Here is a 20,192-nt window from a genome sequence, read left to right on the forward strand (position 1 = left end):
GAAACTCTCATGGGTGGCTCCTCTCACATGCAGATCATGACACCTGCACTATGGCGCATCGCGACGCCGGGGAGCAGGAGCCATCCACCCCATCGGCTTCCCGCCCTTCGAGACTTGGCCTCGGATGCGGCTGGCGCCGGATCTCAGCCCTTTGCGCGCAGCGATGTCGAGCGCAGCGTGCACCCATGCTCAGCCTCGCGGCGTCCTATGATGACGCGATAGCTGTTCAGCACGTCTATTCTGCCCGAAACATTCTCTTGGCGAAGTTCGCGCCATCACTTCGTCGACCTTGAAACTGTCCTCCGATAATCCCATTCACGTAGACTTCTCGGTGGAAGCGCGTTTTGCTGGTATTCGCAACATGATCCCGCCTTCGGAGTGATTGCCTCATGTCTGGGCGGAGACAGGTGAGGCAAACTTTCCCGACCATAGAACTGCCGAAGCCACGATCGGCGCGGTCATGGCGCATTACAACTCGGTGGCTCAGGCGATGACTTCCCTCGCCATGGATCGAACCCATCTACGAGGTTGATCCCAACACTGATGAGGTGATGTGGGAGCCTTGGATCGATGGTTTCACCCACGCCATGAGGCTGAGGCCCGACGCTTCGGACAGTCTCCTCGATCAGGCTGACGAAGAGACGCGGACGACGATGATCTTCATGTTGGCGCTCCAGGACATCAACACCTGCGCCAGCAAGTTCACGGAAAAGGAGATCGACCAATTCGATCGTGAAGCCCCCGATCTGATCCCGAATTGCGTTGCGACGATACTCACTCAGTCGCGTCCCGAACTTTACGGCTCCGAGCCCGCGCCTCACTCCGAAATACCGTTCAAGGCCGGCCCACGGCCGGGGCGAAACGACCCATGCTCCTGCGGCTCGGGCCGCAAATACAAGCAATGCTGCGGTCGGAACTGACGCCACCCCCAAGCTGAAACGGTCCAAACCTGCCTTTCACTTGGTCGCCGCGATGCTGCGGCGCAGATCACATGAGTTGCCGTTCGCTTCGCCTGCGCAAACGTTTCGCCAGCCTATAGCCAAACGGCCAGAACCATTTACGCGCAGATCCTTTTCATCAACTCATGACGGCACGCCGGAAAGGCGGCGTTGACAGGCCAATTCAAACGTCGCTCCCGGCAAGCTGCCGACGCATACGCGACGCCATCTCCGAAGCACCCCTACAGGTTCGAACGCGACAAAGTTTTTTCGAGGGATAGAGAATATTTTCCGGAAGCCGCTTCGTCGTCTCCAAAATGGCCAATGTTGGATCTGCAACGCGCGAAACAACGAGCAGAAACAGCGCAGCACCCATTGTCTGTCTTTCGGCGCGGCCCAGCCGAAAGACAGAACAGCTTCGGTCAATATTCGGCCGCGGCTCCTTGACACCGGCGCTTGTCCGCCGGGGAAATACTGGAGGCCCAATGTCGAACCATTCGACCCCGCCGCGTCTGCCGCGCTCGTTGCGCGCCGGTCCGCCGACCGATTTTCATCGCTTCATCGAGGAGCGCCTGCCCGCCCTTGCAAAGGCGACACGCGTTCTGGCCGGCGAGCCAGGCACTCGCCTGTTTAACCGGATCTTGGGGGACCTCGCCGAGGAGGATCACCTCCGCCCCTCGACACTCCGAAATGCCGAAGTGCTTTTCGGCCTGCTGGACCCGCTCGGCGCATCATGGCGGGAGTTGATGAACCGATCCGAGGTCGACTCAGCAGCGCCGGAGGTTCTCGAACTCGAATGCCTCGTCCACGACTTTCGCGAAGCCCTTGCACTGGCGACTACGGATCACTCGCCTGCTTCGCGATACCGGCAGCGGGTGTAGACCCACGCCCACTGCCACGCCGCCGGACCGCTCCTTCCGGCGGCGCTTGAAGACGATAGTTTCATTACGGCGGCACGGGTCGTCGGCTATCCGTCCGGAGACATGTTTTGCATGTTATGCCTGAAAAATCGGCAGGCTCGATGACCGCCGACCCACATTCGATTGCGTCGGTATATGCTTTCGAGAGAATCGAAGGAGCAACTCTGGAAGAGCTGCTCGATCGGCTCGCGGGACCGCAGACCGCCCACGCGGCGCGGAGGTTTCGTGTTGCGTGTCACGCGTCATGCTCGGAGACCGTGCTGTTGCAGGCCATCCGCCTTTTGCATGATACGCTTACCAAAATCCCGTTCTCTGCCTTGAACGATGATAGGTCGCACGAGGATGCCGCGGCGGTGAACTGGTTCGGTGCGCGCGTCACAGAACTCGAAGCAGGTCTCGTCTGAGAACTGATAAAGTGCCAACCTTGGTCGGGTTGGCACTCCAAAGCGGGTGGACCGATCAGTCAGGCCCTCAAGCGGTTCTCGGCTGCGCCGTCCACATCATCCAGCGGATGCCACACCAGCTTCGGGTCACTCATGGCAGCTTCGAGCGCGATCGTCGGTTCTGCGGCGTCGAACACGATGAACGCGTGCGGCCAGTCTGTTTCCGGATGGCAGAGGTCGGGGTCCGGCAATTCGAGAAGCGGCAGACGAACGCCATAGCGACCCGGGTTTCCGCAAAAGAAACCGCCGGACCTTATCTCGGCATATTCGCAATCAAAGGGTTGGTATACATCCCCAACCTCGATGCGCATGGTGACGAGATCGGGCGCGGCGAAGAACCCGACCAGTTGATGTGTATCGATGTGGCGGACGAGCGCGACGACCATTGGATATCCTATTTCTTTGGCGATTCCGGAGCTCATCCGGAAGAATTGCGATACTGGATCGACGCCCGAAGAGATCCGGGCGGCCGATATGTCTGACGTGCGAGTGAATAATTGCCGAGCGTTTCTCAGGCGAGTCAGGGATTTCCGCAAAACGACACTTTTCCGGCTTGCCCCGCTTCGGCCGTGTCGACGGGCCCGGCGCGCGCTCTGTCACCGCGTGCGTCGGCACACTGTCAGTTCGGTCCAGGCTTAGCTGGCGACCCTTGGTCATGGCGGCGCGAAGCAGCTTTGATGCACATGGCGTCCCGGTCATTTCGAGAGAGGTCTCTACGCGCCGGCACATCTGTCACGCCGCGATTTCCGCGGCATCAGCGAGTTCGTCGTCTTCGTCATCTCTGGAAGGCTTGTAGTCGCTCGTGCAGGCGGCCATGGCCAGGAAATGCTCGAGTGCCATGCGCAGGTCATCGTTCTCGGGCAACATGATCAGGTATCGACCGATCGTATCGGCGACAGCCTCGGCTGCAACGGATGCCGAAAGCACCCTGGCGTCCCGCCAGGCGGGTTGAGCAGGCATTACGGCGTTCTTCAGGATCACCGCAACAATGGGTTTTCCGGTCTCCTCGTCGACGAGGCGAAGCGCGCCAACGTGCCCCGAGGAGTCGAGCATGATGTCCGGTCGTGCCGGGGTGCCGGAAACGAGCGTGCAGTCCACGATGACGGGAAACTTGTGGACCTTCGAATACTCTATCACCAATCCATGCTTGGCGCGGTCGAGCAGTTCCTTCAGGTGCTTCATGTTCGCGCTGGTGTAGTGGCGTCCGATCGTCGTGTCGGAGACGTGGCCTATGATCATTTGGCGGGTCTCGATATCGACCCCACCGTCCCAGAGCGCGGATGACAGCGACTTGCGCAGCGCATAGAGATCCTCGTTATAGCTGGCGATGCCGAGGTTCTTGCGCACGGTCAGCATACGCTTCGAGAAGATGTTCTGCGGGTTCTCGCTATTTGCTTCCATGATTTCTGGAAAAAGCAGGTCGCGGGGCTCGGCAAAATCTCTGATCCATTGGATAAAACCGAGATCGATCAGGACCTGCGGGATCGGCACAATGCGTTGGCTGTCAACGGTCTTGCCGTCCTGCTCGGCAGACCAACAAAGCTGCAAGCAGAAGACATCGTCGCGCCAGATCAAGTCTCCGCGCGTCAGGCGCAGGACTTCGCTCGGGCGACATCCCATAGTCATCAGGATAAGGGGCACCCAGTAGCGCGCATTGCGGTAAATATTCCGCCCCTTGGTCATTCGGTTCGGCAAGGTGCATCCGCGATAGATCGTGGAGGTGAGCAGCGTCCGGATGCGGCTCCCGGCCCACCGAAGCCGGATTTTGGGCTGGGTTATGCGAATGAAGAGTGGGTTCTGAGCGAGCCGGTTCTCGCAATCCGCCTTGATGGTTCGAGAAAGCTCGGAATAGCTGAGAAGCTTGGTCCTGCCGGTATAGCCAGCCCGACTCTCGATCAATCGTAAGAGCTGGTGCAGGCGATCCAGATGGCGCTCGAGGTTCGTATGGGTGACGCGGGTGGTCAGCTGCTGCGCCAGTTCCGCCCGTTTCTGTGCGACGGAGATGTCCGTCCGGGCGGCAAACCGGGCGTATAGGGCGGCATCCTCCAGATCGGCCTTGTCGATCTCTGCCTGCTTTTTCGGAAGGTCGTTATCCTTTGTGTGCCGATTGTTGCCATGGCGCTTGCCATGCAGCTTTGGCAGGCGGCTCATCCAGATCATGAAATCCCGGATCACGTCCTCAAGACGGTCGACCGGGATGTCGCCGGCATACGCAATCACCAGGCTCACCGTCGTTTTCAGCTTCCGCGTCATCTCTTCGGTCTGGCCGTCGAGCGCGATCTCAAGCGCCTCGGAGAGCGACAGGAAGTGCGGAAGCTGCCCCTTGACGACGGGAATGTTGTGGCGCTGAAGCAAGTCCCAGCCCTTGACCAGAGGGTCTTCGCATTCCTCGAGCGCATCGATTTCGAGCTTCAGGAGCTGGCGGCGCGTAGTGCAGACGAGGCGCGCGAACTCGGGTGAGGTATTCGGCCTGACCGGGATCATGAGCCGCGCGCAGGACATACGCACGAGCTCTTCCGCGACCGCGAAGTCCTTTGCCCTGATCCGGCTCCTGAGCTCCTGGCGCTCGGCCTCACGCTCGTCGATCCGTGCATCGAAGTCGACGTCTGGGGAGACCGAGTCGGCCGCCATCTGAGTCATATGCTCGAGCACGATGTCTCGGCAGATCAGCGCCCGCTCGCTTACTGTGTAATCTGTGTCCTGCCTCTCAAGCATGCCGCACGATCCCGTCTCTTGGGCGACCGAAGACTGGCCGATCGCCGAACCGGGCAGGAGATGCTGTCGATGCAGGGAAGCCGGAAAAGAAAAAAGACGGGCGACCCAGGGTCATCCGCCTATGCTGTCTATGGTGGCTGCGCGGGGATGGTGTGCGTCCGGCGCGGCATCGATCGGAGTCGGCGTCAGGCCTGGCGAATCCCAGCTCGAGGCCGACTTTGACCGCACTCTTCAGGCTGCACATGACGCCAGATGGCGACAAATTGCAACGCACTGTTTTTGCAGGAGATTTTTCCATTTGTGGCTGGGGTGGTAGGATTCGAACCTACGGTACACGGTACCAAAAACCGCTGCCTTACCGCTTGGCTACACCCCAACTGGCGGGCTACTTACCCCCGGCGATTGGTGGGATCAAGACCTTCGCGCCAGAAAATCCGCTGCTTCACGCGCCGTCGTGCGGTGCGATGCGGTTGGGCGAAACCGGAGGCTCCGTGCGGTCGGAGGGGGCGAGGCTCACGCGACCGCGGCCTGCGGACTTGGCGGCGTAAAGCGCGGCGTCCGCGCTGTCGAAGAGCGCGACGAGGTCGAGCGGGCCGGTGCCGTCGTGTCGTGCGATGCCCACGCTGGCCGAAACCGAAAGCAACGCGTGCCGGTAGTGTATGGGCTCTTCGATACGGCGCACCAGCCGCCGGGCCATCAACTCCAGTGCGCGGGGCGACGGTGGACGCGACAGGATCAGCAGGAACTCGTCCCCGCCGAGTCGTGCGGCCACGTCGCCGGTGCGGATCGCGTCGCCGAGGACCTGCGCGATCTCCTGCAGGACATGGTCCCCAGCCGCGTGGCCGAAGGTGTCGTTCACCGCCTTGAAGTGGTCCAGGTCGAGATGCATCAGCGCGAAGGGCCGACGCCGGGCGGCAAGCCTGGCGAGTTCCAGATCGACCGCGCGGCGATTGCCCAGGCCGGTCAGGGTGTCGGTCAGCGCCTGCTCTTCCGCGACGACGCGGGCGCTGTGCAGCCGGGCGTTCCGCTCGAGCGCGCTGGCCATCACGGCCGATTTCGACTCGATCAGGAACAGCATCTCGACGGTCAGGTCGGTCGGCGCGAAATCCGCGCTGGTGAGGGCATGATCACCCAGCGCGGCGGCAAGCCCGATCCCGAACGACAGGTTGATGACCGCGCCGCCCGCCGGCTCTGGCACCACCTGGGCCACGAATGGTGTGTGCGGGGCACGCACGAGCTCGAGCTTGGCCCGCCGCCGCGCCCCCGAGACCAGCGCCGCCATCGTTCCCGCCCCGCGCGGACGGCGGACGGTGAAGAGCTGGAAGAACGCGGCGCCTTCGATCTCCGCGGCGCCGAGGATCTTGCGCAGAGTCGGGCCGACATGAATCACGCGCCCGTTCAAGTCCACGCGCAGGTGCATGGGGCAGAGCGCGTCGAGGATCGGGTCCGGGCCGGTCATGGGTGCCGCCCCGCAAGCAGCGGCGCGGCGCCGCCTGCGCCCAGCACGAAGCGGCGCCCCTCGCTGAACGCGGTATCCACGAGTGTCACCCGCAGCCGGTCGCCGTCGCAACTGCGCCCCTCGTGCTCCAGAAGCGCGAGCGTGCCGTAGTCGTCGGCCATGGCGCGTAGCAGGCCCGCCAGAAGGTGCCCCACTCCGGGCAACGGCCCGCGGCAGGTGATGAGGAAGCGCGCCTCCCTCTCCTCGGCGACCTCGATCTCGGGCAGGCTCAGCGACGGCACGGCGAGCCGGATTCGGTCGGGCAGGTCTTCGAGCGAATGCAGGAAGTCGACGAAGTCGGTGCCGCAGAACCGCAGCAGCCGCCGGACGGACTGCGCGTTGGGGTGCGACACAAGGTAGGTGCCAACATCCTCGAGCACCGTGTCGACCGAACGGGCAAGTACCGTCTCCACCGCGCGCGACAAGGCCCGTGTGGTCCGGATCGTCTGTGGCCCGAGGGAGTCCAGTTCCACGGCGCTGAGGCCCGCGCCTTCCAGCACGTCGCACCAGACCTCCGTGCCATACGTGTCCTCCACGAACACGTGCAGCATCCTGTTCAGCAGGGCATGCATCCCGGCGCACTCTTCCCGTTCTCCGACCACCTTCAGGATGCCTCAGAATCCGTTAAGGCGTCTCCCTACGCGTAAAATGCGCCCTATTTTCAGTGGTCGCGCGCCATTCCGAACAACGCCTCGGGCAGGTGCGAGACGTCGGGCACGACGAGGTCGGCGTGAGGAGCGAGAACGTCGGCCCCCACGGGGCCAGTCAGCACGGCGACGGCGCGCATGCCCGCGGCCCGGGCCGCGTGCAGGTCGTGCAGGCTGTCGCCCACCATCGCGACCTCCGAGGGCCGCAGGTCGGAGGCTTCGGCGAAGGCCCGCAAGGGGCCCGGCGCAGGCTTGGCCCCGTGGCCGGCGTCGTAGCCGGCGATGAAGGCAAAGCGCCCGACCACGCCCGCGGCGCGCAGCTGGACACGCGCGGCCTCGGTCGCGTCGTTGGTCACCACGCCCAGAACCGCCCCAAGCGCGGCCAGGCGGTCGAGCAGCGGGCCGAGCGGTGCGGCGGGAACCGGCGCGATATCCGCCGCGCGCGCATCGAGCCACACGGCAACCTCCGCGGGCGTCCGGCCGGGACAGTGCGGCGCCAGCCGATGGGCCACCTCGTCGGCGGTGCCCGCGACCACCGGACTGTCGGGATGGAAGCAGCCCGCGCCGAGATCGAAACCGAGCGCCCCGGCCACCGCCGCGCGCGTCTCGGGCGCACTGCCGCCGAGATCGTCCACCACCGCCGCGCCGAAGGCGGACCACGTGGCGTCGAAGCCGAAGAGCGTGCCGTCCTTGTCGAACAGGATGCCGCGCGGTGCGGGCAGGTTCAGGTCCAATGCACCGCCCCGCCACCGGGCAGAGCCGCGCGTGCAGCCCCCGGCACCTCGTAGTCGAGCCCGGATTCGTCGCAGAATCGCACGACCCACGCATCGTCCATCAGAAGGAAATCGAGAACTGCGGCGTGGAAGGTCGGGTCTGCGATGTTCTCGCGGATGGCGGCCTCGTCGATGCCGGTCGACCCCATGAAGACGGGCAGCAGTTCGTCGTTGGCGGCGAGCCATGCGACCGCCGTGAGCCCCACCGTCTCGGCCCTGTCCTGTGTCATCTGCATGTCGCCGATCTCCCGCAACGCTTTGTTAACCAAACTGGCCGACGCTGACCGCAATCAGACCGCGTCGCTACATGCCGCGCGGCCCTTTCGAGGACAACCATGACAGGCCGGATCCTGATCGTCGACGGCATCGCGACGCAGCGAATCATCCTCCGGGTCAAGCTCGCCACAGCGTGCTACGACGTCGCCCAGGCGGCTACCGTGGCGGAGGCGCGCGCGCAGATCGCACGGGGCGGAATCGACCTCGTGATCGTGGCCGAGCACCTGCCCGACACCGACGCCGCGACCTTCTGCGCGGGACTGCGCGGCCCCTTCGCGCCGGGGGTTATCGTGCTCATGGATCAAGCTGACCCCGCCAGTCGGCTCGCCGCCCTGCGCGCGGGCGCCGAGGACACCCTGGTCCGGCCGCTCGACGAACAGGTCCTGTACGCGCGCCTGCGTGCGATCCTGCGCGCGCGCGAGGCCGAGCATGAACTGCGCCTGCGCGACGAAACCGGGCGCACGCTCGGCGCGGGACTAGGGCTTGCGGAGGAGGCTGGCCATTTCGCGCACCGGCCGCGCGTGGCGGTGGTCCATGCCCGCGACGCGGTCTCTCCGGCGCTGCTCTCGGCGTTGCGCGGCTCGCTCGGCGCGGACCTGCACGCCCCGCGCCGCGACGAGGTGCTTCGCGGGCGGGCCGGTCGCTTCGACGTATTCGTGCTGATCGCAGCCGACGCGGGAGGCGCGCTCGACTTTCTCGGCGATCTGCGGGTCAGGCACGACGGCCGCACCGCCGCGGTGCTCTTCGTGGCCGAGGAGGCGCAACGCCGCCCGGCCATCACCGCGCTCGACATGGGGGCCGACGATCTCGTCCTCGGCACCGCCTGGCCCGAGGAACTGGTGCTGCGGATCCAGAAACTGATGCGTCGGAAAGGCATCGCCGATCGCCTGCGCGCCACGATGAAGGCGGGACTTCGAGCCGCGCTCACCGACCCGCTGACCGGGCTGCACAACCGCCGTTACGCCCTGCCCCATCTCGACCGCGTGGACGAAGCCGCGCGCGCCGCCAACAAGGGATACGCGGTGCTGTTGGCCGACATCGACGACTTCAAGCAGGTCAACGATTGCCATGGCCACCAGGCGGGCGACGCGGTTCTGGCCGAGGTGGCGCGCCGCCTTGCCGAGAACGTACGGGCCGCCGACCTCGTGTCGCGCTTCGGCGGAGAGGAGTTCCTCGTCACCCTACCCGACACCGGCCCCGAGGCAGCCGCCGGCGTGGCCGAGCGTCTGCGCCGGGCGATCCGCGCTACGCCGGTGTCGATCGGTCCGGGAAGCGCGCCGATTGCCGTGACGATCAGCGTGGGCGTCGCCACAGGGCCGGGGGCACAGGCCGGGCCGGACGGCCCGCGCGGCCGGATCGACGCCGCCGACGGTGCGCTCTACGCCGCCAAGCGCGCGGGCCGCGACCGGGTGGAACGCGCGCCGGTCCCCTGTCGCGCCCAATCCGAGCGCCCGGAAGGCGCGTCGATCATGCCGATCCGTTCGTCGCGCAGCGCTTGAAGGGTCGTGGAGGGGCAGAGACGTGTGCGGGCGGCGCTGAATGGGAAACCGGGACCGTCCGCGTCGGTCACACAATTCAGCGCGCCGAGAAGGTCTCGAAGTCCCGCGCGAGTAAAGTGTCTGCGGCGAAAGCGTGCAGGCCACGCATGGGGACCGGGTGACGTCGTGCCAGATATCGCCGGGCCGTGTTCTTCGCTCGGCAACCGGAAGCGATCGAACGAAACGCATCTGAAACCTACGCAAAGATCCTTAATGCCTTGGACCTCCGCGTCTTGCCTGAACCGCGTCGACCGGGTGCCCGGCATTCGAGCCGCGCGAAGGCGTCTCCGACCCGTGCGCCGGCCGCGCCCTCAACGGTTAGTCGCGGTGGCGTTCCCGGAAACGTTCGAACCGGGCGCGGCGCTCCTCGACATCCTCGGCCAGGCGGGCCGCGTAGTCCGCGCGGGCTTCGGGGGACATGCCCTCAACATACCTCAGAAGGACGGTCTGGCCGCGCGCGCGCCATGTCTCCGCGCGGGAGTTCTGGTCGGCGAGGATCGCGGCCAGCGCGTCGCGGTCGAAGGGGTCGGCACGCAGGGCCTCGATCGCCCGGTCGTAGTCGCGCAAGGGACCGCGCCGGGTGCGGTCACCCTCTTCGTCGGCGCCGTCACGCTGCCGCGCCTCGCGGTCGGCGCGCCAATCGGCCCGAAGCGCGTCCCGCATCTCGTCGCGTTGCGCCTCGGTCAGCGCGTGGATGTAGGGGAAGGACGGATCGCCCGGCGGACTGCGGTGGGGCGGGCCCTCGCGCAGGATCACGCCCGCGACCAGGCCCACCACCAGCAGATTGCCCGCGAGCGACGCGATCAGCGCGCGGCGCAGCCAGCGATCCCCGCGGCGGGGCGTCTCGGGAGGTGTCTCGGTCATCGGCATCACTCTTCCAGAAGCGCGAGATCGTAGGCGCTGAGCGGATCGACGAAAGCGGTGTCCCTGGCCGCGCTGCCGCTCCACACGGTATCGACCACGCCGGCCACGCTGTCCGGCGGCGCGATGCCCAGCCAGAGCCCGGCCACGGTCGCGGCGACCAGTCCCGCGACCTCGGCGCGGCGCAGGGCGGAGACCCAGCGCGCGACGAGCCCCGGCCGCGACGGCACAAGGGCCTGCTCCGCGCGGCGGTCCTGCTCGGCAAAGGCGTCACCGGCGATCCGGGCCATCAGGTCGGACGTCGGCTCTGGCGGGGCCGCACGGGCGGCGGCGAACCAGGCGTCGAGTTCTGTGTCCGGCGCGGCGACGGGGCTGTCGCGATCATCCCTCTTCGGCATATCCAAGCTCCTCTCGGCGGGCTCCCAGCATCTCGGCCAGCGCCCGCTTCCCGCGCGCCGTCAGACTTTCGACGGCACGCGGACTGATGTCCATGATCGCGGCGATCTCGGGGTTTCCGAGACCGTCGAGGTGGCGCAGCACCACCGCCTGCCGCTGCCGCTCGGGCAGCGCATCCAGCGCGTCCTGCAGGGCCGTGGCGCGGTCGGCATCGGTCAGCTGCCGTTCGACCGAGGGGGCGTCGTCTTCCGGCTCGTGCGCCTCGTCCAGGGGACCTGTCCGCCGCTTGCGCAGGCGGTCGATGCAGAGGTTCGCCGTCACCCGGTAGAGCCACGTGCCGATCCGCGCCTCTCCGCGCCGCCAATCGGGGGCGATGCGCCAGAGCTTCAGAAACGCCTCCTGGGTGACATCCTCGGCCTCGGCCCGGTCGCCCAGGAGCCGCGTGGCATGGGCGAAGACGGCGGGCGTGAGGCGGATGGTCAGCGCCCGCGCGGCGCCCCTGTCGCCGGCGGCATAGCGCGCCAGCAAGTCTTCCTCGTCCGTTTCGGTCATCACGTCCAGCGGCACCCCGATCACCCCGCAGGCTTAGTCCGCGCCCCCATGCGCGCGCAATGACCGGCGGACGCCTGCGCGCCCGCCAGCCGGGTCACGCTCAGTTCGCGTCATCCGCGCCCGGTTCGGTGTCACCTTCGGGCGCGTCCATCCCGTCTTCGGTCGATCCGTCGTCCGCGTCCATGCCCGGGCCGCCGTGGCGGGCGCTGCGCATCTCCTCGGCGCTCAGCTGGCCGTCGCCGTCGGCATCCATGCGCTCGAACATCGCGGCGCGGTCGTGGGGCGCGCGCATCTCCTCGAGGGTCACGGCGCCGTCGCCATCAGCATCGAGACGCTCGATCATCGCCTCGGCGCGCGCGGTGCGGCGCGCGGCGCGCATCCGCTCGGCGTGCGCGGCGACCTCCTCGGCGGTGAGCTGCCCGTCGCCGTTCTCGTCCATCGCCTCGAAGCGCGCGGCGGCGGGATCGGTGAACTCCTGCTCGCTGATCGTGCCGTCGCCATTGGCGTCCAGGCGGCGCATCATGCCGCCACCTTGCCCCCCCTTGCCGTGATAGCCGCGGCCCTCGTGCATGCCGTGGTGACCGCCACGGCTGCCGTGTCCGTCGCGGTCGTGCATCATCGGGCGGCCGTTGTGATCATCGCGCGGCTGGGCCAGCGCCGGTGCCGCGACAAGCCCGGTGCCGAGCACGACGGCGAGCGCGGGGGCGATCCAAGTCCTGGTGGTCATGTCTGTAACCTTCCGTTCTGTCCTGTTGCTCGATCGGGCGGCAGCGATCTCCGCGCCGTCCTGATCCTCATACGCGCGGGACCGGACGCTCCGTCGCGCGGGCAGGAAAAAAGGCAAAGCCGGAACCCTCATGGACCCCGCGAACGTTTTGCGACATCGGGACGCAAGGACATGCTGACGCCTTCCCAAGGGCGGCCGTCACCGTCATTGTCCCGCGCGTGGCAGAAAGGAGCGTCGCATGACGCAGGACAGCATTGAGCTCGAGGCGCGGGAAACGTGGCCGGCCCTGTGGTGCGGCTGGCGGCGCAAATGCCCCAATTGCGGCTCCGGGCCCATGCTGCGCGGATACCTCAAGGTGCGCGATACCTGCCCCGTCTGCCGCGAGGAACTCCATCACCACCGCGCCGATGACGGCCCGGCCTACCTGACGATCCTGTTCGTCGGCCACCTGATGGCACCGCTGCTGCTGTTCGTGTTCGAGACGTGGCGGCCCGAGCCTCTGACGCTCTTCACCATCTTCGCGGTTGGCTGCGTGGGCCTGACCCTCTACCTTCTGCCCCGACTGAAGGGCGCGATCGTGGCCTTCCAATGGGCGCGCGGAATGTACGGGTTCGGCGGCGCGGCGAACCGCGCCTGACCGGCCCCTTTCTCCGCCCGCCCCCCGAGATGGCAGAGGCGGAATGAGCGACACCACACCGAAGCCCCCCGTGCCCGTGCGTGACGCGGCCACCGTGATCGTGCTGCGCGACGCCGCAACCCGGCCGCGGGTTCTGATGGGTCAGCGCGGGTCGAAAGCGGCGTTCATGCCCGACAAGGTGGTCTTTCCCGGCGGCGCGACAGATCCCGGCGATGCGGCGATCCCTCTGGCGCAACCGCTGTCACCGACCTGCGCGGGGCGTCTTGCAGAGGATGCCGGTCCCTCGCACGCCCACGTCCTGCCGGTGACCGCGATCCGCGAGCTGTTCGAGGAAACCGGCCAGATTCTCGGCACGCCCGGCGCCTGGCAGGGGCCGGTGCCCGAGGACTGGCGCGCCTTCGCCGCCACGGGCCACATACCCGACGCCCGCGCCATGCGGTTCGTCTTTCGCGCGATCACGCCGCCGGGCCGGCCACGCCGATTCGACGCCCGGTTCTTCGTGGTGGACGCGACCGCGCTCGCCGGCGACCCGGACGACTTCTCGGCCGCCTCCGACGAGCTGTCGCATCTGCAATGGATCGCGCTCGAGGACGTGCGCGCGCACGACCTGCCCTTCATCACCGAGGTGGTGCTGGCCGAGGTCGCCGCCCGCGCCGCCGATCCTGCCCCCCCGCCCAGTGTGCCGTTCTTCCGCAACGACGACGAGCAGAGCCTCTTCCTCCGGCTCGGCGGACAAGGTCCCCTGTCGGGCGCCGGACGCTAAGCCGCGTCTGAGCTCCCGTCCCAGACATGGAAAAGGCCGGCCCGAGCGTCGGGCCGGCCTTTCGTCCGGACGATCGGGCGTGCGCCCCGCCTCAGACCTCTTTCTTCAACGCCTCGGCAAGGTCGGTCCGCTCCCACGAGAAGCCGCCCTCGGCGTCGGGCTCGCGGCCGAAATGGCCGTAGGCCGCCGTGCGCTCGTAGATCGGACGGTTCAGGTCGAGATGGGTGCGGATGCCGCGCGGCGTCAGGTCGATGACCTTCGGGATCGCGGTTTCGATCGCCACCGGATCCACCGCGCCGGTGCCGTGGGTATCGCAGTAGATCGACAGCGGGCGCGCCACACCGATGGCGTAGGACAGCTGGATGGTGCAGCGCTCGGCGAGGCCCGCCGCGACCACGTTCTTGGCCAGGTAGCGCGCCACGTAGGCCGCCGAGCGGTCCACCTTGGACGGATCCTTGCCCGAGAACGCCCCGCCCCCATGCGGTGCCGCACCGCCGTAGGTGTCGACGATGATCTTGCGCCCCGTGAGGCCCGCGTCCCCGTCCGGGCCGCCGATCACGAACTTGCCGGTGGGGTTCACCCACCACGTGCAGTCGTCGGTGATCCAGGTGTCCGGCAGGACCTCGCGGATATGGGGCTCGACGATCGCCCGGATATCGTCGGAGCTCAGGTCCTCGTCGGTGTGCTGCGTCGACAGAACGATCTGCGACACGCCCACCGGCTGGCCGCCCTCGTAGCGCACCGTCAGCTGGGACTTTGCGTCGGGGCCGAGCATCGGCTCCTGACCGGATTTCCGGGCCTCGGCCAGGCGGCGGAGGATCTTGTGCGCGAACAGGATCGGCGCCGGCATGAGGGCGTCGGTCTCGTTCGTGGCGTAGCCGAACATGATGCCCTGGTCGCCCGCCCCTTCGTCACGGTCGCCCTCGCCGGTCACGCCCTGCGCGATATGCGCCGACTGCTCGTGCAGCAGGTTGGTGATTTCGCAGGTCGCGTGGTGGAACTTGTCCTGCTCGTAGCCGATGTCCTTGATGCAGGCGCGCGCGATCTCGGGGATGCGGTCCATGTAGTCGTGCAGCTTGTCCTGATCGGCCAGACCGATCTCGCCGCCGATGACCACGCGATCGGTGGTCGCGAATGTCTCGCAGGCCACACGCGCGAGCGGCTCTTCGGCCAGCAGCGCGTCGAGGATCGCGTCCGAGATCCGGTCGCACACCTTGTCGGGATGTCCCTCCGACACGGATTCGGACGTGAAGTAGTAGGAATTTCGAGACATGTTGGTGAATGCTCCATTGGATAACGCTGTCACGCCAGGAAGCCGTTGTGACAGGATGTTGGGCGGCGAGCGGGCCGTCCGCCGTCAGGGCCGCACCCGACCCCGCATGACGATATGCCACAATGCGGTCGCCAGAGCCAGAGCCAGCATCGCCAGAAGCGCGGGCAAGTCCCCGGTGTGGCTGTAGAACGTGCGTTCGGCAGGCAACGGCAGCGCATGATCGATATGGCCGGCCTCCCCCAGCGGCAGCTCGGCGAGGACACGGCCCCCTGGATCGATCACCGCCGAGATGCCGGTGTTCGCCGCGCGCAGCATCGGCAGACCCTGCTCGATCGCCCGCATCCGGGCCTGTGCCAGATGTTGATAGGGGCCGGACCAGGTGCCGAACCAGGCATCGTTCGTCAGGTTCACCAGAACGTCCGGCCGTGCCGGCGCACCGTTCACGTCCTGCGGAAAGACCGCTTCGTAGCAGATCAGCGGCAGCGCCTGCCCCAGATCGCCGAGGTCCAGAAGCCGCGGACCGGGACCCGCGGAATAACCGCCTTCGGCGCGGGCTGCGAGGCCCGACACGTTGATGTGCCGGAACAGCCACGCGGCGGGCATGTATTCCCCGAACGGCACGAGGTGGTGCTTGTCGTAGACGTCCTGCACGGCGCCGCCCGGGCCGAGCACGGCGGCCGAGTTGTAGTAGCGTCCACCCTCCTCGCGCTGAAGGCCGACGACCAGCGGCACGTCTCCGGCGGCCTCGGACATGATCGAGAAGGCCTCGTCCGCGTTGTCGAGCATCATCGGCAGTGCCGTCTCGGACCAGAGCACGAGGTCGGGCTGCGGCTCGGCCTCGGTCGCCGCCATCTGGCGCTGGAAGAACATGGGGATCAGCTCGGGACGCCACTTCTCGTCCTGCGGCGCGTTGGGTTGCACGAGACGCACCACCGGACGGTCCGAGAGGTCGCCCGGCGCCGGTCGCAGCAGAAGGCCGCCACCGAGCATCGCGACCGCCAGCACCAAGGCACCAGCCCCCCGCAGAACGGAGCGCCGGGCCACCGCACTCGCCGCCAGCGCGGCCAGGCCGAGTGCCGCGAGGGTCAGCCCGTGCGGTCCGAGGATCGCGGCCCATTGCGCGCCGGGGCTCGGCGTCCAGACATAGCCCACGAGACCCCAGGGAAAGCCGGTCAGGATGTAGGCGCGCGCAAGCTCGGCAAGCGCCCAGAGCGGGACGACCAGCGCCCACGATCCCGCACGTGCAGCGGCCCAGGCCGGCGCCGCCCAGAACAGCGCGAGACCGGCCGCGAGCCCCACAAGCGCGAACGGGGCCATCCAACCGGTCACCGCCGCCTCCACGAAGAAAGGCTCGACGATCCAGTGCATTCCCAGGGCGAAGTATCCGGCCCCGAAGGCCCAGCCGGTCCATGCCGCCGCGCGGGCCCGCGCCGGAACCGCGATCCGGCGGAGCAGCCAGACCTGCGCGAAGAGCGCGGCCAGCGCCACGGGCCACAGGTCGTAGGGCGCCTGTCCCAGCGCGAAGAGCGCGCCAAGGCCACCCGCAGGCGCGGCCAGCCGCCACGTCCGGGGCGGCGCGGTGTCCCGCGCCGCTGCTTGATCAGTCATGTTCGGCGCGTGTCCCGTTGGCCGAGCGGGCGACAGCCGCCGCGGCCGTGCCCGGCGCCCCCGGCAGGCGCACCCGCAGCCGCTTGATACGGCGCGGGTCGGCATCGACGATCTCGAACTCCAGCCCGTCGGGGTGCGGCACCACCTCGCCCCGCGCCGGCACGTGACCGGCCAGCATGAACACGAGGCCGCCCAGCGTGTCGATCTCCTCGGGGTCGATCTCTTCGCCGTCGGCAAGCTGCATCCCGACTTCGGCCTCGAACTCCTCGAGCGGAGTCTTGGCGAGCGCGATATAGCAGCCGGTCTTTTCGAGGGTGAAGTTGGTCTCCTCGTCGGTGTCGTGCTCGTCCTCGATCTGGCCGATGACCTGTTCGATCAGATCCTCGATCGTCACGAGGCCGTCGACGCCGCCGTATTCGTCGATCACCAGCGCCATGTGCCGCCGCTCGGTCTGCATCTTGGTCAACAGCACGCCGATCGGCATCGACGGCGGCACGAAGAGCAGCGGGCGCAGCAGTCGCTTGAGGTTGAACCGCGTGTCCCGCCCGTTGAAGCCGTGCTTCAGCGCGAAATCCTTGAGGTGCGCCATCCCCACCGGCGTGTCCAGAGTCCCGGTGTAGACCGGCAGGCGCGTCAGGCCGCTCTCTCGGAAGACCTGCACGAGGTCATCGCGGGTGATGGTGTCCGGGACCGCGATGATATCGGCCTTGGGGATCGAGACATCCTCGACCCGCATCCGCCGCAGGTTCGCGAGGCCCGGAAGGTTGTTGGGATCACGAAGGCTCTGCGGCGCGTCTCCGCCGTCCTCCTCCTCGGTTCCGCCAAAGCCGAAGAACCGGCGGAAGAAACCGCCTTCGCCGCCGTTCTCGTCGTCCGGCTGGTCCTGGTGCTGATCCGTGTCGCGCGCGCCCTGCGCTGCGCTCGGCGAGTCGTCGCTCTCACCCATGGGTCGTTGTCTATCCTGTCTCCTCGGGGATCGTCTCCCCACGGGCATATGGGTCGTCGATGCCCAGTTTCAAAAGTATGTCAGCCTCGAGCCGTTCCATCAATCGCGCGTCACCGTCGCGAACGTGATCGTAGCCCAGAAGGTGCAGAACCCCGTGCAGCACAAGATGGGTCACATGAGCGTCAAAGGCCAGACCGCCGGCCTCTGCCTCGCGCAGACAGGTGTCGAACGCGATGGCGAGGTCGCCCAGCGCGTGGGGATCCTCCGGATCGCCCTCTGGCACAGGCTCGGGCATCGCGCCCTCGTCGTCCGGGGCGAGGTCCTCGGCGGGCCAGCTCAGGACATTGGTGGGCGCTGGCTTGCCGCGGAACTCGGCGTTGAGATCGGCGATGCGCGAGTCGTCGCAGCCCAGAACCGCGATCTCGTAGCCCTCGGGCGAGAGATCGAGCGCCGTCAGAGCGGCGCGCGCGGCACGTTCGGCCAGCGTTTCGAGACCGGCCTCCTCCCAGCGGGGATCCTCGACGATGGTGTCTGTGAGCATGACCTCGGCCCCGCTCACCGGCCCTGCCCTGTGCCGCCTCGCATCAGCCGCTCTCCGAGTCGCGGTCGTAGGCGTCGATGATCTTGGCCACCAGCGGGTGCCGGACCACGTCCTTGGCAGTGAAGTAGTTGAACGAGATTTTCTCGATGTGGTTCAGGATCCGCTCCGCGTCACGCAGACCCGACTGCACCCCGCGCGGCAGGTCCACCTGCGACCGGTCGCCGGTGATGACCATGCGCGAACCCTCGCCCAGGCGGGTCAGGAACATCTTCATCTGCATCGACGTGGCGTTCTGCGCCTCGTCCAGCACCACGAAGGCGTGGCTCAGCGTGCGGCCGCGCATGAACGCAAGAGGCGCGATCTCGACGGTCTTCTCCTCCATCATCCGGGCCAGCTGCTTGCCCGGCAGGAAGTCGTTGAGCGCGTCGTAGAGCGGCTGCATGTAGGGATCGACCTTGTCCTTCATGTCGCCGGGCAGGAAGCCCAGCCGCTCGCCCGCCTCGACGGCGGGGCGGGACAGGATGATCTTGTCCACGTGGCCCTGGATGAACATGTTCACGCCGACCGCGACGGCGAGGTAGGTCTTGCCGGTGCCCGCCGGGCCGATCCCGAAGGCCAGCTCGTTCTCGTAGAGCGACTTGACGTAGGCCTTCTGGGCCTCGGTCCGCGGCTCGATGAGCTTCTTGCGGGTCTTGATCTCGATCCGGTCGCCCGAGCCGAACATGTCGAGCTGATGGTCCGGCGTCTCGGCCTTTTCGGACATCCGGAACTCGCGGTCGATGTCGCCGCGGCCCACGCTGCGCCCCTGCTCCAATCGCTGGTACAGAGATTGCAGCACCTCGGTCGCCTCGGCCTGCGCCGACGGCTCGCCGTGGATGGCCAGGATGTTGCCCCGGCGCAGGATCTGGACGCCGACGCGGGTCTCGATGTCGGTCAGGTTGCGATCGAACTCTCCGCAGAGCTCGATCAGCAGACGGTTGTCGGGAAATTCGAGGACGGCTTCGCTGAGTGTGCCTGTGCTCACGCGGGTCTCCGGCTGTGCGATTCATGGCCAAGGTGGGGGTGTTCGGCGAGCATGGCAAGACGGGCCGTGCCCCGGAACGGCAAAAGGCCGCGCGGACGACTGTCCGGCGCGGCCTTCTGGTGTGCGATGCGGCGCAAGGTCAGATCGGATCGCCGATGACGGAGGTGGCTCCGCCCTTGAAATCGCCGGTGGCAACGGTCGGCGGGGCGGAACCCGAGCAGACCGGCTTGCCGTACTTGTCGAGACGCTGCGAGAGGTAGCCCTCGACGCCGTCGTCGATGATCCAGTGGTCGCAGCCGTTCGGGTCGATCCAGACCCCGGCGCGCAGCTGGCTGAGGTCCTTGCGGTCGATCAGGTTGCGGTCGACGCTCTTGTCGGGACCCACGGGCATGTCGACGCAGGCCGACAGCGTGCCGGCGGCGACGAGGACGAGGGCGAGTTTCGCGAGTTTCATGGCGGTTTCGTCCCCTCGGTTCAGCGGATGCAGACGATCTCGACGCGGCGATTCTTCGCCATGCCGGTCGCGGTGCCGTTGGTGGCGACGGGCATGCGCTCGCCGTAGCCGCGGACGTCCACGATGCGGGCGCCGACGGCCTTGCCAACCGACGCCACCGCGTTCGCGCGGTTGTAGCTCAGGCGCATGTTGTATTCGTCCGAGGCGCGGCTGTCGGTGTGGCCGGCGATGACGAAGGCCGAGGCATCCGCGCTCTGGAAGAACTCGGCGAGGCGCTGCTGACCGGCGCGGCTGATGCGGTACTTGTCCGTGGCGAAATACTGGTCGGTGTTCATCACGCCGCAGACATTGCCCCGGCGGCAGACCGGGATGCCCTCACGGGTGACGTGGGGGCTCATGTAGCCCTCGGCACCATCGTCCATGACCCAGTGCTCGCACCCGTCGGGATCGACCCAGATGCCCGGAATATAGCGCTCGCCGCGGACGGTGCGGGTGTTCTGCGTGGAAATAACCGCGCTGCGCGCTCCGTCGTCGGCAAGAACCGGAGCGGCCGGCAGCAGCCCCCCGGTCATGACCGCCGCGGCGAGCGCAAGAGCGCGCGCGGGTTTGGACATGAAATCAAGCACGAGCCTCTGTCCCCTCTTGGTATGCTTCGGACCCCA

General features: G+C 67.3%; 23 protein-coding genes, 1 tRNA gene and 1 riboswitch. Of the genes, 6 read left to right on the top strand and 18 right to left on the bottom strand.

Translation table 11 applies throughout. From position 1 onward, the window contains the following. Positions 1-551 precede the first annotated feature (551 nt). From BMX29_RS19495 to BMX29_RS18750, 3 genes are all read left to right on the top strand, one after another. Positions 552-920: an SEC-C metal-binding domain-containing protein gene (locus BMX29_RS19495; RefSeq protein ID WP_342342372.1), complete on the top strand. Its 369-nt coding sequence runs from the start codon at positions 552-554 to the stop codon at positions 918-920. 503 nt (positions 921-1,423) lie between these two features. Continuing rightward, the gene (locus BMX29_RS02560; protein ID WP_092810183.1) at positions 1,424-1,819 is read left to right on the top strand and encodes a hypothetical protein; all 396 of its coding nucleotides are present in this window, start codon (positions 1,424-1,426) and stop codon (positions 1,817-1,819) included. Between the two features lie 140 nt (positions 1,820-1,959). Next, complete coding sequence (locus BMX29_RS18750) at positions 1,960-2,262, top strand: hypothetical protein (protein WP_139196912.1); 303 nt, start codon at positions 1,960-1,962, stop codon at positions 2,260-2,262. Between the two features lie 59 nt (positions 2,263-2,321). Here BMX29_RS18750 and BMX29_RS02565 read toward each other — a convergent pair whose 3' ends face one another. The 7 genes from BMX29_RS02565 to BMX29_RS02595 all read right to left on the bottom strand — a co-directional run bounded on the left by BMX29_RS02565 (position 2,322) and on the right by BMX29_RS02595 (position 8,170). Continuing rightward, positions 2,322-2,687, bottom strand: coding sequence for a hypothetical protein (locus BMX29_RS02565; RefSeq protein ID WP_092810185.1), 366 nt, complete (start codon positions 2,685-2,687; stop codon positions 2,322-2,324). A gap of 346 nt (positions 2,688-3,033) precedes the next feature. Then, on the bottom strand, positions 3,034-5,016 hold the full coding sequence (locus tag BMX29_RS02570) for a tyrosine-type recombinase/integrase (RefSeq protein ID WP_092810187.1): 1,983 nt from the start codon (positions 5,014-5,016) through the stop codon (positions 3,034-3,036). A 301-nt stretch (positions 5,017-5,317) separates the two neighbouring features. Next, positions 5,318-5,392 (bottom strand) — tRNA-Gln (locus BMX29_RS02575). A 66-nt stretch (positions 5,393-5,458) separates the two neighbouring features. Then, complete coding sequence (locus BMX29_RS02580; RefSeq protein WP_092810189.1) at positions 5,459-6,475, bottom strand: diguanylate cyclase domain-containing protein; 1,017 nt, start codon at positions 6,473-6,475, stop codon at positions 5,459-5,461. After that, positions 6,472-7,086 carry a heme NO-binding domain-containing protein gene (locus BMX29_RS02585; RefSeq protein ID WP_092810191.1) on the bottom strand — a complete coding sequence of 205 codons (615 nt, stop codon included), beginning with the start codon at positions 7,084-7,086 and terminating at the stop codon, positions 6,472-6,474. The genes BMX29_RS02580 and BMX29_RS02585 overlap by 4 nt, the downstream gene beginning before the upstream one ends. A gap of 89 nt (positions 7,087-7,175) precedes the next feature. Beyond that, complete coding sequence (locus BMX29_RS02590) at positions 7,176-7,895, bottom strand: HAD family hydrolase (RefSeq protein ID WP_342342373.1); 720 nt, start codon at positions 7,893-7,895, stop codon at positions 7,176-7,178. Beyond that, complete coding sequence (locus BMX29_RS02595) at positions 7,886-8,170, bottom strand: DUF3572 domain-containing protein (protein WP_043843181.1); 285 nt, start codon at positions 8,168-8,170, stop codon at positions 7,886-7,888. Before BMX29_RS02595 ends, BMX29_RS02590 begins: the two co-directional genes overlap by 10 nt. Positions 8,171-8,269: 99 nt before the next feature. On the opposite strand from BMX29_RS02595, the gene BMX29_RS02600 reads away from it, so the two are divergent. Continuing rightward, the gene (locus tag BMX29_RS02600; RefSeq protein ID WP_092810193.1) at positions 8,270-9,709 is read left to right on the top strand and encodes a diguanylate cyclase; all 1,440 of its coding nucleotides are present in this window, start codon (positions 8,270-8,272) and stop codon (positions 9,707-9,709) included. 357 nt (positions 9,710-10,066) lie between these two features. On the opposite strand, the gene BMX29_RS02605 is transcribed toward BMX29_RS02600, so the two are convergent. From BMX29_RS02605 to BMX29_RS02620, 4 genes are all read right to left on the bottom strand, one after another. After that, complete coding sequence (locus tag BMX29_RS02605; protein WP_092810750.1) at positions 10,067-10,612, bottom strand: periplasmic heavy metal sensor; 546 nt, start codon at positions 10,610-10,612, stop codon at positions 10,067-10,069. A 5-nt stretch (positions 10,613-10,617) separates the two neighbouring features. Beyond that, complete coding sequence (locus tag BMX29_RS02610) at positions 10,618-11,007, bottom strand: hypothetical protein (RefSeq protein ID WP_092810194.1); 390 nt, start codon at positions 11,005-11,007, stop codon at positions 10,618-10,620. Beyond that, on the bottom strand, positions 10,991-11,557 hold the full coding sequence (locus tag BMX29_RS02615) for an RNA polymerase sigma factor (RefSeq protein ID WP_175471118.1): 567 nt from the start codon (positions 11,555-11,557) through the stop codon (positions 10,991-10,993). Before BMX29_RS02615 ends, BMX29_RS02610 begins: the two co-directional genes overlap by 17 nt. A gap of 100 nt (positions 11,558-11,657) precedes the next feature. Next, positions 11,658-12,284 (bottom strand): EF-hand domain-containing protein, encoded by a 627-nt coding sequence (locus BMX29_RS02620; RefSeq protein ID WP_175471103.1) that lies wholly within the window; start codon positions 12,282-12,284, stop codon positions 11,658-11,660. Positions 12,285-12,522: 238 nt separating this feature from the next. On the opposite strand from BMX29_RS02620, the gene BMX29_RS02625 reads away from it, so the two are divergent. Continuing rightward, positions 12,523-12,921: a DUF983 domain-containing protein gene (locus tag BMX29_RS02625; protein ID WP_043843179.1), complete on the top strand. Its 399-nt coding sequence runs from the start codon at positions 12,523-12,525 to the stop codon at positions 12,919-12,921. A gap of 43 nt (positions 12,922-12,964) precedes the next feature. Then, entirely contained in the window at positions 12,965-13,684 is a 720-nt protein-coding gene (locus BMX29_RS02630) for an NUDIX hydrolase (RefSeq protein WP_043843177.1), read from the top strand. A 91-nt stretch (positions 13,685-13,775) separates the two neighbouring features. Here BMX29_RS02630 and metK read toward each other — a convergent pair whose 3' ends face one another. The 7 genes from metK to BMX29_RS02665 all read right to left on the bottom strand — a co-directional run bounded on the left by metK (position 13,776) and on the right by BMX29_RS02665 (position 20,144). Further along, positions 13,776-14,957 (bottom strand): methionine adenosyltransferase, encoded by a 1,182-nt coding sequence (gene metK / locus BMX29_RS02635; protein ID WP_092810198.1) that lies wholly within the window; start codon positions 14,955-14,957, stop codon positions 13,776-13,778. A gap of 9 nt (positions 14,958-14,966) precedes the next feature. Continuing rightward, a riboswitch (SAM-SAH riboswitch) is annotated at positions 14,967-15,014 on the bottom strand. A 27-nt stretch (positions 15,015-15,041) separates the two neighbouring features. Beyond that, positions 15,042-16,565: an apolipoprotein N-acyltransferase gene (lnt, locus tag BMX29_RS02640; protein ID WP_092810200.1), complete on the bottom strand. Its 1,524-nt coding sequence runs from the start codon at positions 16,563-16,565 to the stop codon at positions 15,042-15,044. Continuing rightward, on the bottom strand, positions 16,558-17,511 hold the full coding sequence (locus BMX29_RS02645; protein WP_043843173.1) for a transporter associated domain-containing protein: 954 nt from the start codon (positions 17,509-17,511) through the stop codon (positions 16,558-16,560). The genes lnt and BMX29_RS02645 overlap by 8 nt, the downstream gene beginning before the upstream one ends. Before the next feature lie 10 nt (positions 17,512-17,521). After that, positions 17,522-18,052, bottom strand: a complete 531-nt coding sequence (ybeY, locus tag BMX29_RS02650) for an rRNA maturation RNase YbeY (RefSeq protein ID WP_092810754.1) — start codon at positions 18,050-18,052, stop codon at positions 17,522-17,524. A 43-nt stretch (positions 18,053-18,095) separates the two neighbouring features. Next, a complete protein-coding gene (locus BMX29_RS02655; RefSeq protein ID WP_043843169.1) occupies positions 18,096-19,076 on the bottom strand; it encodes a PhoH family protein in 981 nt (326 codons plus the stop codon). A 139-nt stretch (positions 19,077-19,215) separates the two neighbouring features. Continuing rightward, positions 19,216-19,530: a hypothetical protein gene (locus BMX29_RS02660; protein ID WP_043843167.1), complete on the bottom strand. Its 315-nt coding sequence runs from the start codon at positions 19,528-19,530 to the stop codon at positions 19,216-19,218. A gap of 20 nt (positions 19,531-19,550) precedes the next feature. After that, positions 19,551-20,144, bottom strand: coding sequence for an OmpA family protein (locus BMX29_RS02665; RefSeq protein ID WP_240476933.1), 594 nt, complete (start codon positions 20,142-20,144; stop codon positions 19,551-19,553). Positions 20,145-20,192 lie beyond the last annotated feature (48 nt).

The organism is Roseivivax marinus (assembly GCF_900109705.1).
GTDB lineage: Bacteria > Pseudomonadota > Alphaproteobacteria > Rhodobacterales > Rhodobacteraceae > Roseivivax > Roseivivax marinus.

Bases quoted from the DNA above. Each gene is read 5' to 3' on its own strand.
- BMX29_RS19495 (WP_342342372.1), top strand. From the start codon at position 552: ATGTGGGAGCCTTGGATCGATGGTTTCACCCACGCCATGAGGCTGAGG.
- BMX29_RS02560 (WP_092810183.1), top strand. From the start codon at position 1,424: ATGTCGAACCATTCGACCCCGCCGCGTCTGCCGCGCTCGTTGCGCGCC.
- BMX29_RS18750 (WP_139196912.1), top strand. From the start codon at position 1,960: ATGACCGCCGACCCACATTCGATTGCGTCGGTATATGCTTTCGAGAGA.
- BMX29_RS02565 (WP_092810185.1), bottom strand. From the start codon at position 2,687: ATGGTCGTCGCGCTCGTCCGCCACATCGATACACATCAACTGGTCGGG.
- BMX29_RS02570 (WP_092810187.1), bottom strand. From the start codon at position 5,016: ATGCTTGAGAGGCAGGACACAGATTACACAGTAAGCGAGCGGGCGCTG.
- BMX29_RS02580 (WP_092810189.1), bottom strand. From the start codon at position 6,475: ATGACCGGCCCGGACCCGATCCTCGACGCGCTCTGCCCCATGCACCTG.
- BMX29_RS02585 (WP_092810191.1), bottom strand. From the start codon at position 7,086: ATGCATGCCCTGCTGAACAGGATGCTGCACGTGTTCGTGGAGGACACG.
- BMX29_RS02595 (WP_043843181.1), bottom strand. From the start codon at position 8,170: ATGCAGATGACACAGGACAGGGCCGAGACGGTGGGGCTCACGGCGGTC.
- BMX29_RS02600 (WP_092810193.1), top strand. From the start codon at position 8,270: ATGACAGGCCGGATCCTGATCGTCGACGGCATCGCGACGCAGCGAATC.
- BMX29_RS02605 (WP_092810750.1), bottom strand. From the start codon at position 10,612: ATGACCGAGACACCTCCCGAGACGCCCCGCCGCGGGGATCGCTGGCTG.
- BMX29_RS02610 (WP_092810194.1), bottom strand. From the start codon at position 11,007: ATGCCGAAGAGGGATGATCGCGACAGCCCCGTCGCCGCGCCGGACACA.
- BMX29_RS02615 (WP_175471118.1), bottom strand. From the start codon at position 11,557: ATGACCGAAACGGACGAGGAAGACTTGCTGGCGCGCTATGCCGCCGGC.
- BMX29_RS02620 (WP_175471103.1), bottom strand. From the start codon at position 12,284: ATGACCACCAGGACTTGGATCGCCCCCGCGCTCGCCGTCGTGCTCGGC.
- BMX29_RS02625 (WP_043843179.1), top strand. From the start codon at position 12,523: ATGACGCAGGACAGCATTGAGCTCGAGGCGCGGGAAACGTGGCCGGCC.
- BMX29_RS02630 (WP_043843177.1), top strand. From the start codon at position 12,965: ATGAGCGACACCACACCGAAGCCCCCCGTGCCCGTGCGTGACGCGGCC.
- metK (WP_092810198.1), bottom strand. From the start codon at position 14,957: ATGTCTCGAAATTCCTACTACTTCACGTCCGAATCCGTGTCGGAGGGA.
- lnt (WP_092810200.1), bottom strand. From the start codon at position 16,565: ATGACTGATCAAGCAGCGGCGCGGGACACCGCGCCGCCCCGGACGTGG.
- BMX29_RS02645 (WP_043843173.1), bottom strand. From the start codon at position 17,511: ATGGGTGAGAGCGACGACTCGCCGAGCGCAGCGCAGGGCGCGCGCGAC.
- ybeY (WP_092810754.1), bottom strand. From the start codon at position 18,052: ATGCTCACAGACACCATCGTCGAGGATCCCCGCTGGGAGGAGGCCGGT.
- BMX29_RS02660 (WP_043843167.1), bottom strand. From the start codon at position 19,530: ATGAAACTCGCGAAACTCGCCCTCGTCCTCGTCGCCGCCGGCACGCTG.
- BMX29_RS02665 (WP_240476933.1), bottom strand. From the start codon at position 20,144: ATGTCCAAACCCGCGCGCGCTCTTGCGCTCGCCGCGGCGGTCATGACC.